Below are 11,536 nucleotides of genomic sequence, written 5' to 3'. Positions count from 1 at the left end.
CGGACGCGGCGCACCGCCGGGCCGCACCGGCGGGCACGCCGTACGAGAGCGCCGGGGCCGGGGACGTGGTGGCGGGCGCGGTGGGGACGCTCACGGCGGCCCGCGAGCGCCGGGGCGTGGTGCTGGCCGCGCACCGGGCTGCCGTGGCCGGCGTCGCGTTCGGGACGTGCCCGAAGGAGGAGATGCTGCCGAAGCCCGTGGAGTGCGGCACCGTCGCCGTACCGCTGGACTACGCGCACCCCGACGGGCGCACGATCAGGCTGACCGTCAGCAGGGTGCGCGCGAGCGGCCGGCCCGCCGGGCGGCAGGGCGCGCTGGTCTACAACCCGGGCGGGCCCGGCGCGTCCAGCATGGCCTTCCCCATGGCGGGCGACCTGCCGGAGTGGCGGAGGATCGCGGCCGCCTACGACCTGGTCGGCTACGCGCCCCGGGGAGTGGCGCGCTCGGCCCCGCTGTCCTGCGAGAGCCCGGCGCAATACACGAAGTCGCCCACCGACGCGCCGGAACAGCCGTCCGAGGCGTACAAGCGCACCCGGATCGCCGCGGCGAAGGCGTACGCGCGGGGCTGTGCGAAGAACGCGGGCGACGCGCTGCCGTTCTACACGTCTGTCGACAACGCCCGCGACCTCGACGTGCTGCGCGCCGCGCTCGGCGAGCGGAAGCTGACCTTCATGGGCGCCTCGTACGGCACGTACTTCGGCGCCGTCTACGCGACCTTGTTCCCCTCGCACGTGCGGCGCATGGTCTTCGACTCGGCCGTGAACCCGGACCCGTCGCAGATCTGGTACGGCGACAACATGGAGCAGTCGGTCGCCTTCGAGCGCCGGTGGGCGGACTTCCGCACCTGGGTGGCGAAGCACGACGACGTCTACCACCTGGGCACGACCGCGGCCGCTGTCCGGCGCAGCTACGAGCTGGTGAGGTCGAGGGTGGCGCGGGAGCCCGCGGGCGGCACGGTCGGCCCCGGCGAACTGCAGGCGGCCATGCTGTCGGCCGGCTACTACGACGACTACTGGGCGATGCGCGCGACGGCCCTGTCCGCGTACCTCAAGGGCGATCCGAGGCCGCTGACCGACCAGGCGGCGCCGCTGACGCAGCCGCTCGCCGCGCGCGACGCGGAGAACGCGAACGCCGTCTACACCGCCGTCGAGTGCAACGACGCGCCGTGGCCCACCGACTGGCGCGACTGGGACCGGGACAACACGCGCCTCGCGCGGACCGCGCCGTTCGAGACGTGGGACAACGCGTTCATGAACCTGCCGTGCGCGTACTGGCCCGCCCCGCACCGGCAGCCCGTCGACGTACGCACCGCGCCCGGGCAGCTGCCGCCGACCCTCATCCTCGCCGCCGAGCGCGACGCGGCCACGCCGTACGCGGGGGCGCGGGAACTCCAGCGCCGGCTGGCCGGTTCGGTGCTGGTGACCGAGCGGGACGCGGGCACGCACGGGATCGCCGGCGGCCCCAACGCCTGCGTCAACGCGTACGTCGACGCCTACCTGCTGACGGGCCGGACCCCGCGGGGCGCGGCCGGCTGCGCCCCGCACGCGGAGCCGCGGCCGGTCTCACTGCCCGGGCTGTCCGCGACGAAGGCGCTGCCCGGGCCGCCGCCCCCGCAGCCGGCGCGCTGACACCCGCCCGGCACCGCGGACGGGGCCCCGCACGCGGCGGGGCCCCACGCTCACGCCAGGCCCGCGACCAGGTCGCCCACCGACTTGCGGCGGCCGGTGAAGAACGGGACCTCCAGCCGCACGTGGCGGCGCGTCTCCGAGCCGCGCAGGTGGCGCATCAGGTCGACGATGCGGTGCAGTTCGTCCGCCTCGAAGGCGAGGATCCACTCGTAGTCGCCGAGGGAGAACGACGAGACGGTGTTCGCGCGGACGTCCGGGTAGTCGCGCGCCATCATGCCGTGCTCCGCGAGCAGCCGGCGCCGCTCGCCGTCCTCCAGCAGGTACCACTCGTACGAGCGCACGAAGGGGTACACGCTGACGTAGTCGCGCGGCGTCTCGTCGGCCAGGAAGGCCGGGACGTGCGACTTGTTGAACTCCGCCGGCCGGTGCAGCGCCATGTTCGACCAGACCGGCTTCAGCGCGCGGCCGAGGCGTGTGCGGCGGAAGCGGTTGTAGGCGTCCTGGAGCTCGTCGGCCGTCTCGGCGTGCCACCAGATCATCACGTCGGCCTCGGCGCGCAGCCCGGAGACGTCGTACGTGCCCCGCACCGTGACGTCCTTCGCGGCCAGCTGGTCGAAGAGGTCCTGGACCTCGTCCGCGTAGCCCGCGCGGTCCTCGGGCAGCACGTCGCGCAGCTGGAAGACGGACCACAGCGTGTAGCGGACGACATCGTTGAGGTCCCGCGCCTTCTTGCCGGCGTTGGGGGTCTTCTCCGGAGAGGGTGAAGCAGTCATGCCCTCATTCTCGCTCCCGCCCGCGGCGCCCCTCGACCAGGGGTCCGGCTCACCGCGGAGCCCGCCCGGGCCCGGGCGGAGGCGTGCGCGTCACGCCTCCCGGCGCCCGCCCAGGATCTCGTCCGCCGCGCGGGTCGCGCTCGCGATCACGGCCGGCACGCCGACGCCGTCGTACGCCGCGCCGCACACCCGCAGCCCCGGCAGCGCCGCGAGCGCCTCCCGGACGCGCGCCACCCGCGCGAGGTGGCCCACCGGGTACTGCGGCAGCCCCCCGACCCACCGGGTCACCCGGGTCGCGACCGGTCGCGCGGCGATGCCCACCGCCTCCCCGAGGTCGGTCAGCGACGAGGCCACGAGCTCGCCGTCCTCCCGCTGCAGTTGCTCCTCCTCGCCGTAGCGGCCCACGGACGTCCGCAGCACGAACAGGTCCGGCGCCGCGCGGTCGACCCACCCCCACTTGCGGGTGGAGAACGTCGCGGCCTTGATCGTGCGGCCGTCCACCGGCGGCACGAGGAATCCGCTGCTGCCCTCCGGCAGCGACGTCACGTCCGCGCGCCGGAACGCCATCGTGACCAGCGCCATCGAGGCGTACTCGATGTCCGACAGGTCCGCCGACGCCTTCGGCGACACGTCAGCGAGCAGCGCGGACGCCGACCAGGCCGGGGTCGCGAGCACCACCGCGTCCGCGGTCAGGACCTCCTGGTCGGTGCGCACGTGCCAGCCGTCCGCGCCGCGCGAGAGGCCGAGCACCGGCGTGCGGGTGCGCAGGTCGCCGCCGGCCGCGCGGACGGCGTCCGCCACGGCGCCCGGCAGCCGGCCGATCCCGCCCTCGATGCCCGCGAAGACCGGCCCGCCGGACGGCAGCGACACGCCGGAGGGGGCCGCCGCGCCCGGCCCGGGGCCGGCCTGGAGGGAGCCGACCGCGTCGAGGAGCGACGGGTGCCGCCGCGCTGCCGCGTACAGCTGCGGCACCGCCGCGCGCATCGAGATCCGGTAGGCGTCACCCGCGTACACGCCGCCCAGCAGCGGCTCGACGAGCCGGTCGACGACCTCCCGGCCGAGCCGCTCGGCCACGTACGCGCCGACCGCCACGTCCTCCCCGACGTCGCCGGGCGGCAGCGCACGCTCCTGGGCGATCCGCGCGAGCCCCTCGTCCGACAGGAGGTCCGCCAGCGCGGCGGGATCGCCCGGCACACCCATGACATGGCCCTTCGGCATGGGGCGCAGCGCGCCGCGCGTCCACACCGACGACGTCGTGGCGTGCGGCGGGCCGAGCCGCTCGCCGAGACCGACCGCGCGGGCCAGCTCCACGCCCTCGGGGCGCCGCGCCAGCATCGACTCCGCACCCAGGTCGACGCGCACGCCCTCGATCTCGCCCGTCAGGAGCTTGCCGCCGATGCGGTCCGTGCCCTCCAGGACGGTGACCGAGGCGCCCGAGGCCAGCAGCCGGTGCGCGGCGGCGAGTCCGGCGATGCCGCCCCCGACGACCACGACGCGCCCGGGAGACGTGCCGGGGACAGGGCCGGTGTGCGTGTGCTGCGTGCTCGACTCCATGGCAGACACTCTCTCAAACGGGCGGTGCCGCGCCCGCGCCGCGTAGCGTTCCTCCCACCCCGGTCACCGGGGCGGACGCGAGACGGAGGGGTGCGCGATGGCTGCGGAACGCATGGTGGTGGTCGGAGGCGACGCGGCGGGCATGTCGGCGGCCTCGCAGGCGCGCAGGCTCAAGGGCCCCGACGAACTGGAGATCATCGCCTTCGAGCGGGGCCACTTCGCCTCGTACTCCGCGTGCGGCATCCCGTACTGGGTGGCGGGCGACGTCCGAAGCCGCGACGAGCTGGTGGCGCGCACCCCCCACGAGCACGCCGAACGCGGCATCGACCTCAGGATGCGCACCGAGGTGCGGGAGCTGGACGTGTCCGGCCGGCGGGTGCTCGCCCACGACCTGGAGACCGGCGAGGAGAGCTGGACGGGCTACGACAAGCTCGTCCTCGCGACCGGCGCGAGCCCGCTGCGCCCGCGCCTGCCGGGCATCGACGCGCCGGGCGTGCACGGCGTGCAGACCCTCGGCGACGGCCAGGAACTCCTCGACACGCTCGCCCGGGCGAAGGGGCGCCACGCCGTCGTGGTCGGCGCCGGCTACATCGGCGTCGAGATGGCGGAGGCGCTGGTGCGCCACGGCTACGAGGTCACCGTCCTGCACCGCGACGAGCAGCCCATGTCGACCCTCGACCCCGACATGGGCCGCCTGGTCCACGACGCCATGACCGGCATGGGCATCACGGTCGTCGGCGGCGCCGCCGTGACGGAGATCCGCACGGGCCCCGGCGGACGGGTGCGGGCCGTGGCGACGGCGCACGGCGAGTACCCGGCCGACGTGGTCGTGCTCGGCATGGGGGTGCGTCCCCGCACGGAACTCGCCGAAGCGGCGGGCCTGCCGCTCGGCAGGTCGGGCGGCCTGCTGACGGACCTGTCCCTGCGGGTGCGCGGGCACGAGGACATCTGGGCGGGCGGCGACTGCGTGGAGGTCTGGGACCTCGTGTCCGGCAGCATGCGGCACATCGCGCTCGGGACGCACGCGAACAAGCACGGACAGATCATCGGCGCCAACGTCGGCGGCGACTACGCCACCTTCCCCGGCGTCGTCGGCACCGCCGTCAGCAAGGTGTGCGACCTGGAGATCGCCCGCACCGGGCTGCGGGAGCGGGACGCGCTCGCGGTGGGGCTGCAGTTCGTGGCGGTGACGGCGGAATCGACCAGCCGCGCGGGCTACTACCCCGACGCGCAGCCGATGACCGTCAAGATGATCGCGGAGCGCCGTACGGGCCGCCTGCTCGGTGTGCAGATCGTCGGGCGGGAGGGCGCGGGCAAGCGCGTGGACGTGGCCGCCGTGGCGCTGACGGCCAAGCTGACGGTGGAGCAGATGACGGCGCTCGACCTGGGCTACGCGCCGCCGTTCTCGCCGGTCTGGGACCCGGTCCTGGTCGCGGCGCGCAAGGCCGCGAAGAAGCTGCGCGAAGCGCGCTGACAGCGGGGCGGGCGGCCTGGGCCGGGGGACCCGGCCGAGGCCGTGGCGGGCCAGGGGTGTCCGACCCTCCCGCGCCGTGCCTCTTCCGCCGGGGGCCCCGGCCCGTCTGCGCGTCCTGACCGTCCCGAAGCGGCCCGCCCGCACGCGAACCGGCCACGTCTCCACGCCCCGAACCGGCCGCCGCCGGGGAACAGTTGGTGCCCAGACCCTTGACGCCCACTTTGGTCTAGTCCAACTATGGTCCCCGCGTCGCCGGTCGGCCCCACCCCCGGCCGGCGTGCTGCTCCGGCCTCCCCACAGCCACCGAAAGGGCGTCACCATGCGCAGATTCCGCAGTGCCACCGTCGGCCTCGCCGCCACTGCCCTCGCCGCCTCCGCCGCGCTCGCCGCAGGCGGGACCGCCTCCGCCGCCCCGGCGGCGGGCTCCACCACCTTCGCGCCGTACACCGACATGTCGAACGGTCAGGAAGGGCTCCTGGACACCGCGATCACGCAGCACGGTGTGAAGTCCTTCACCGCGGCCTTCGTCATAGGCGCCGGCTGCAACGCCATCTGGGGCGACACCCTGCCCGTCGGCGGCGACTCCTTCACCGACCCGCTGATCAAGAAGGCGCAGTCCGAGGGCGCCTCGGTCATCGTGTCCAACGGCGGCGCCGCGGGCTACCCGCTCGGCTGGACCTGTACCGACCAGAACGCCATCAAGGCGGCCTACCAGAAGATCATCACCGCCTACGGCGTGAAGTCCCTCGACTTCGACATCGAGGGCGGCGCCGTCGCGGACCAGACCTCCGCCGTCCGCAACTGGACGGTCATGAAGCAGCTCAAGGCCTCGAACCCCGGTCTGACCGTCTCCGCGACCCTGCCCGTCCTGCCGAGCGGCCTGACGCAGGACGGCGTGAACATCCTCAAGTCCGCGAAGACCGCGGGCCTGAAGCTGGACGTCGTGAACGCCATGACGATGGACTACTACCAGGGCAACCAGGACATGGGGCAGGCCGCCATCAAGGCCGGCCAGGCGACGCTCGCGCAGATGAAGTCCGTCGACTCCGGCTACTCCTACGCGAACCTCGGCATCACGCCCATGATCGGCACCAACGACGACGGCTCGACCTTCACCCTCGCCAACGCGGCCGCCCTCAAGAGCTGGGCCGTGAGCAACGGCGTGGGGCGCCTGTCCATGTGGTCCGAGAACCGGGACCAGGCCTGCGCGGGCGGCAACGGCGGCGGCGCGTCGTCGACGTGCAGCGGCGTCTCGCAGAACAAGCTCGCCTTCACCGACGCCCTGAAGTAACCGGCGCTCCGAGGAGCCCGTGCCCCACGGCGAGGGGCGCCGCAGCGACCGGAGCCCCGGGCGCGGGCGGCGCCCCGGACCGACCGTCCCTCCGGACGCGCCGATGCTCCGGAGCGACGGGCGGCGTCCGGGGCCTGCACGCCGCCTGCGCCGCTCCGCCGCTCGGCGGTACCGCCCCGGCAGGGCGGTGCCGCCGTCCGGCCGGGGAAGCGCGCGTCAGCGGGCGGAGCGCTCGTGGACGAACTCGACCAGGCGCGTCAGTGCGTCCGGATCGGTGGACGGCATGACGCCGTGGCCGAGGTTGAAGACATGCCCCTCCAGGCCGGCCGCCGCGTCGAGCACCGCCTGCGCCTTGGCCTCGACGGCCGCCCGGGGGGCGAAGAGCACCGTCGGGTCCAGGTTGCCCTGGAGCGCCTTGCCGGGGCCCACGCGCCGGGCCGCCTCGTCCAGCGGCACCCGCCAGTCGACCCCGACCACGTCGGCGCCCGCCTCGCCCATCAGCCCCAGCAGCTCGCCCGTGCCGACGCCGAAGTGGATGCGGGGCACGCCGTACGCGGCGACCCGCTCGAACACCTTCGCCGAGGCCGGCATCACGTAGCGCCGGTAGTCGTCCGGGGCCAGCGCACCCGCCCACGAGTCGAAGACCTGGACCGCGCTCGCGCCCGCCTCGACCTGCACGGCCAGGAACTCGCCGGTGATCACCGAAAGGCGCTCCACCAGGTCCGCCCACAGCTCGGGATCGCCGTACATCATCGCCTTGGTGCGCTCGTACGTGCGCGAGGGGCCGCCTTCGATCAGGTAACTGGCGAGGGTGAAGGGCGCGCCCGTGAACCCGATGAGCGGGGTGGCGCCGAGGTCGTCGGTGAGCATGCCGATGGCCTCGGTGACGTACGGCACGTCGTCGGGGGTGAGCGGGCGCAGCCGGTCGAGGTCGGCGCGGGTGCGGACGGGGTCCGCGATGACGGGCCCGACGCCCGGCTTGATGTCCAGGTCGATGCCGATCGCCTTCAGCGGCACCACGATGTCGCTGAAGAGGACCGCGGCGTCCACGCCGTGCCGGCGCACCGGCTGCAGCGTGATCTCCTTGATCATCTCGGGCCGGGTGCACGACTCCAGCATCGGCACGCCCTCGCGCACCTTCAGGTACTCGGGGAGCGAGCGTCCCGCCTGGCGCATGAACCAGACCGGCGTGTGCGGCACGTCCTCACGTCTGCAGGCGCGCAAAAAGGCTGAATCGGACACGGCGGAGGCGGTGGTCTGCTGGCCCGAGGGGCGGCGCTCTGTGCTCACGCCCAGAATCTTCGCATGTGCCGCCAAGCCGCAGGCCCGGCACGGGTGTCCCTCCCTGCGCGCGGGCCGTGTTCGGCCTACTCTTCCCCGCATGGCCGCGGCTCAGGGACAGTTCTCCGATCATTCGAACGACGCAGGTGACACGGACGGTTCGGCGGGTGCAGCACTACCGCCCCCGTTCCGGAGCGCGGTCGAGGCGCTGCGTGACGCCCGGGTGCGCCCGGAGATCGAGATCGAGCCGACGCGCGCACCGCAGCGGCTCGCGCCGCACGCCTACGCGCTGGAGGCGACGGTCGTCGACGGGGAGGACGACCTCGCGGACGGCCGCCTCGTCCTGCTGCACGACCCGGCCGGGCACGACGCCTGGCACGGGAGGTTCCGCCTCGTCACGCTGGTGCGCGCGGAGCTCGAACCGGAGATGGCCGTCGACCCCCTGCTGCCCGACGTCTCCTGGTCGTGGCTCACGGGGGCGCTGGAGGCCCGCGGCCTCGCGTACGGGGAGCCGAGCGGCACCGTGACGCGGGCGGGCTCGCACTACTTCGGCGGCCTCTCGGAACGCAGGCCCAGCAGCCAGATCGAGATCAGGGCCTCGTGGACGCCGCGCGAGGGGCGCGGCGGCGCCCCCGACTCGGCGGCGCACCTGGCGGCCTGGTGCGACCTGCTCGGCCAGATCGCGGGCCTCCCGCCGGCCGCCCCGGGCTTCGGGCCCGCCCCGGCGGGCGCGGAGGGTGCGAGCGGCGGGGGAGTGGTGTCCCTGCCGCAGCGGCGCGGCCCGCAGGCGCCGTAGCGCCGCCGCGCTGCAGATCCATCGCGCTGCAGATCCGCCGTGCCGTTGAGCCACGGACCGGACCGGCGCCCGGCGGCGCGGCGCGCGAGCGCTCGCGCCGGAGCGCGCCGTCGGTGCGGCCCCGAAGGCACTCGCGCCGGGCGTGCGCCGGGCCGCCGGGCCCCGGGCCGCAGCAGCCGGCTGCGCACGTCCCGGGTCCGGTGGGGGATGCCCCGCAGCGGTCCGTGGGCGGAGCGGGCCCCGGCGGACTGCCGTCTTCAGCCGTCCTCGGCCGCCCGGAGCCGTCTTCAGCCGTCCTCGGCCGCCCGGAGCCGTCTTCAGCCGTCCTCGGCCGCCTCACGGGCCGGCCGGCGTCCGCACGCCCGTCCCCCGCTCGCCCTCGCACGCGCGTGTCCGGTTTTCGCCGGGGCGGCGGCCGGCGTCCCGCCCTTCCGGCAGCGGGTCCGCTCGCACGTCGAGCCCCGTCGTGCGCCCGGCCCGTTCCGCTCCCGCGTCAAGTCCGTGTGTTCGCCGGGCCCGCCGGCCCGCGCCGGGGCGGGGCCGCGTTTCGGCCCGACTGGGCCCCCGACCAGGGGCTCAGATGCGGGACAGTCGACTGCCTGTCCGAATTGCACCAATTGTTACTCACTAGATCGTGATCTTTCCCTAAAGGCAGATGCAAGAGCTGCCGAAGAGGTCAGTGACCCTGTCACGCAACGGTTCGCCCCGGCACACTCCCCCCGGCCGGCCCGTCCCGCACCTTCCCCCCAGGAGGTTTGGTGTCCGTTCTCCTCGAGCAGCCCGCAAGCCTGAACGCCTATCGCCCGAACAAGCCCACCGCGATGGTCGTCGTGGCCGACCCGCGTGTCCGCTCCACCGTCACCCGCCACCTGTGGGCCCTCGGAGTGCGCGACGTCATCGAGGCCTCCTCCATCGCCGAGGCCCGCCCCCGCGTCGGCAGCCCGCGCGACATCTGCGTGGCCGACGTCCACCTGCCCGACGGCTCCGGCCTGACGCTGCTGTCCGAGACGCGCGCCGCGGGCTGGCCCAACGGCCTCGCCCTCTCGGCCGCCGACGACATCGGCGCCGTGCGCAACGCCCTCGCGGGCGGCGTCAAGGGCTACGTCGTCACCGGTACGCGCACGAACATCGGCCACCCCAGCCGGCCGGGCGCCGCCCCGATCGGCGCCGGCGCCCGGATGCACCGCCGCCCGCCGGGCGCTCCCGGGGCCCCCGGGCACCCCGGCGGCTACCGCGAGCTGTCGGGCCGCGAGGTCGAGGTCCTCAGGCTGGTCGCGGAGGGCCAGTCCAACAAGGCCATCGGCGTGTCCATGGGCCTGTCGGCCCTGACGGTCAAGAGCCACCTCGCGCGCATCGCGCGCAAGCTCGGCACGGGCGACCGTGCGGGCATGGTGGCCGTCGCGCTGCGGACCGGCATCATCCACTGATCGCGGGGCCCCGGGGCCGTGCGGGAGGCGCACCGCCCGTCGACGGAACGTTCCGTCGACGGGCGCCTTCCGTTCACGGATACCCTTGACAGGTGACCGACGCCCAAGAGACTGCAGGAGACCCGGAACTGCGCACCGCGGGAGGCCCGCGAGAACCGTGGGAGTCCCAGCCACAGGACGCGGGACCGGCGCCGATCCCCCTGCTGGAGCCCCGGGAGGGCATTCCGCCCGTCGTCGCCACCGAGGAGGCCCTCGCCGAGGTGGTCGCCGCCTTCGCGGCAGGCAGCGGCCCGGTCGCCGTCGACGCCGAGCGCGCCTCGGGCTACCGCTACGGGCAGCGCGCCTACCTGGTGCAGCTGCGGCGCGAGGGCGCCGGCACGGCGCTGATCGACCCCGTCGGCTGCCCGGACCTCTCCTCGCTCGGCACGGCGATCGGCGACGCCGAGTGGATCCTGCACGCGGCCACCCAGGACCTGCCCTGCCTGCGCGACATAGGCATGCGCCCGAGCCGGCTGTTCGACACGGAACTCGCGGGCCGGCTCGCCGGCTACCCCCGCGTCGGGCTCGGCGCCATGGTCGAGACGGTGCTCGGCTTCGCCCTCGAGAAGGGCCACTCCGCGGTCGACTGGTCGACCCGCCCGTTGCCCGAGCCCTGGCTGCGCTACGCGGCGCTCGACGTCGAGCTGCTCGTCGACCTGCGCGACGCGCTGGAGAAGGAGCTGGAACGGCAGGGCAAGCTCGACTGGGCCCTTCAGGAGTTCCACGCCATCGCCACCGCGCCGCCCGCCCCGCCGCGCAAGGACCCTTGGCGCCGCACGTCCGGCATGCACAAGGTCCGCAGACGCCGGCAGATGGCGGTGGTGCGCGAGCTGTGGACCACCCGCGACCAGATCGCGCAGCGGCGCGACGTCTCGCCGGGCAAGGTCCTCGGGGACGCCGCCATCGTCGAGGCCGCCCTCGCGCTGCCGGGCACCGTGCAGGCGCTCGGTGCGCTGCCCGGCTTCGGCCACCGCACGGGCAGGCGGCAGCTGGAGACGTGGCAGGCGGCGATCGACCGGGCGCGGACGCTGCCGGAGCGGGAGCTGCCGCAGCCCGGGCAGGCCGCGCAGGGCCCTCCGCCGCCGCGCTCGTGGGCGGACAAGGACCCGCAGGCCGCGGCGCGGCTGTCGGCCGCACGGGCGGCCGTGACGGCGCTCGCGGACGAACTGCACATGCCGCAGGAGAACCTGATCACGCCGGACACCGTCCGGCGCGTGTGCTGGGAGCCCCCGGCCCTGGCAGGTGGAGCTCGTGACGCCGCTGCTGGTGGCGG

9 protein-coding genes are annotated in these 11,536 nt (G+C 75.0%); 6 read left to right on the top strand and 3 right to left on the bottom strand.

Annotation, left to right across the window (positions count from 1 at the left end; all coding sequences use genetic code 11):
• Nucleotides 1–1,628 (top strand): alpha/beta hydrolase (locus L1885_RS15185; RefSeq protein ID WP_268984115.1); only part of this gene is annotated, 1,628 nt, incomplete at its 5' end.
• 50 nt (nt 1,629–1,678) lie between these two features.
• Here the strand turns inward: L1885_RS15185 and hemQ are convergent.
• Both hemQ and hemG read right to left on the bottom strand, forming a co-directional pair.
• Nucleotides 1,679–2,401: a hydrogen peroxide-dependent heme synthase gene (gene hemQ / locus L1885_RS15180; protein WP_235797640.1), complete on the bottom strand. Its 723-nt coding sequence runs from the start codon at nt 2,399–2,401 to the stop codon at nt 1,679–1,681.
• 90 nt (nt 2,402–2,491) lie between these two features.
• Nucleotides 2,492–3,955, bottom strand: coding sequence for a protoporphyrinogen oxidase (gene hemG / locus L1885_RS15175; RefSeq protein ID WP_235797639.1), 1,464 nt, complete (start codon nt 3,953–3,955; stop codon nt 2,492–2,494).
• 97 nt (nt 3,956–4,052) lie between these two features.
• Between hemG and L1885_RS15170 the strand changes: the two genes are divergently transcribed.
• Both L1885_RS15170 and L1885_RS15165 read left to right on the top strand, forming a co-directional pair.
• Nucleotides 4,053–5,429, top strand: coding sequence for an FAD-dependent oxidoreductase (locus L1885_RS15170; RefSeq protein ID WP_235797638.1), 1,377 nt, complete (start codon nt 4,053–4,055; stop codon nt 5,427–5,429).
• Nucleotides 5,430–5,748: 319 nt separating this feature from the next.
• Nucleotides 5,749–6,720, top strand: a complete 972-nt coding sequence (locus L1885_RS15165) for a chitinase (RefSeq protein ID WP_235797637.1) — start codon at nt 5,749–5,751, stop codon at nt 6,718–6,720.
• Nucleotides 6,721–6,936: 216 nt separating this feature from the next.
• On the opposite strand, the gene hemE is transcribed toward L1885_RS15165, so the two are convergent.
• Nucleotides 6,937–8,010 (bottom strand): uroporphyrinogen decarboxylase, encoded by a 1,074-nt coding sequence (gene hemE / locus L1885_RS15160; protein WP_235797636.1) that lies wholly within the window; start codon nt 8,008–8,010, stop codon nt 6,937–6,939.
• 91 nt (nt 8,011–8,101) lie between these two features.
• On the opposite strand from hemE, the gene L1885_RS15155 reads away from it, so the two are divergent.
• From L1885_RS15155 to L1885_RS15145, 3 genes are all read left to right on the top strand, one after another.
• Nucleotides 8,102–8,797 (top strand): DUF3000 domain-containing protein, encoded by a 696-nt coding sequence (locus L1885_RS15155; RefSeq protein WP_235797635.1) that lies wholly within the window; start codon nt 8,102–8,104, stop codon nt 8,795–8,797.
• 758 nt (nt 8,798–9,555) lie between these two features.
• Nucleotides 9,556–10,224 carry a response regulator transcription factor gene (locus L1885_RS15150; protein WP_235797634.1) on the top strand — a complete coding sequence of 223 codons (669 nt, stop codon included), beginning with the start codon at nt 9,556–9,558 and terminating at the stop codon, nt 10,222–10,224.
• A 92-nt stretch (nt 10,225–10,316) separates the two neighbouring features.
• On the top strand, nt 10,317–11,536 hold a 1,220-nt coding region (locus L1885_RS15145; protein ID WP_235797633.1), incomplete at its 3' end, for a ribonuclease D.

Origin of the sequence: Streptomyces fuscigenes, assembly GCF_021556455.1 — a bacterium.
GTDB classification, from domain to species: Bacteria; Actinomycetota; Actinomycetes; order Streptomycetales; family Streptomycetaceae; genus Streptomyces; species Streptomyces fuscigenes.
Note: the sequence above shows the minus strand (reverse complement) of the source record. Positions and strands in the feature narration are given on the sequence as shown.

What these genes read in the sequence shown, in the direction of transcription:
- hemQ (WP_235797640.1), bottom strand. Translation starts at nt 2,401, where the DNA reads ATGACTGCTTCACCCTCTCCGGAGAAGACCCCCAACGCCGGCAAGAAG.
- hemG (WP_235797639.1), bottom strand. Translation starts at nt 3,955, where the DNA reads ATGGAGTCGAGCACGCAGCACACGCACACCGGCCCTGTCCCCGGCACG.
- L1885_RS15170 (WP_235797638.1), top strand. Translation starts at nt 4,053, where the DNA reads ATGGCTGCGGAACGCATGGTGGTGGTCGGAGGCGACGCGGCGGGCATG.
- L1885_RS15165 (WP_235797637.1), top strand. Translation starts at nt 5,749, where the DNA reads ATGCGCAGATTCCGCAGTGCCACCGTCGGCCTCGCCGCCACTGCCCTC.
- L1885_RS15155 (WP_235797635.1), top strand. Translation starts at nt 8,102, where the DNA reads ATGGCCGCGGCTCAGGGACAGTTCTCCGATCATTCGAACGACGCAGGT.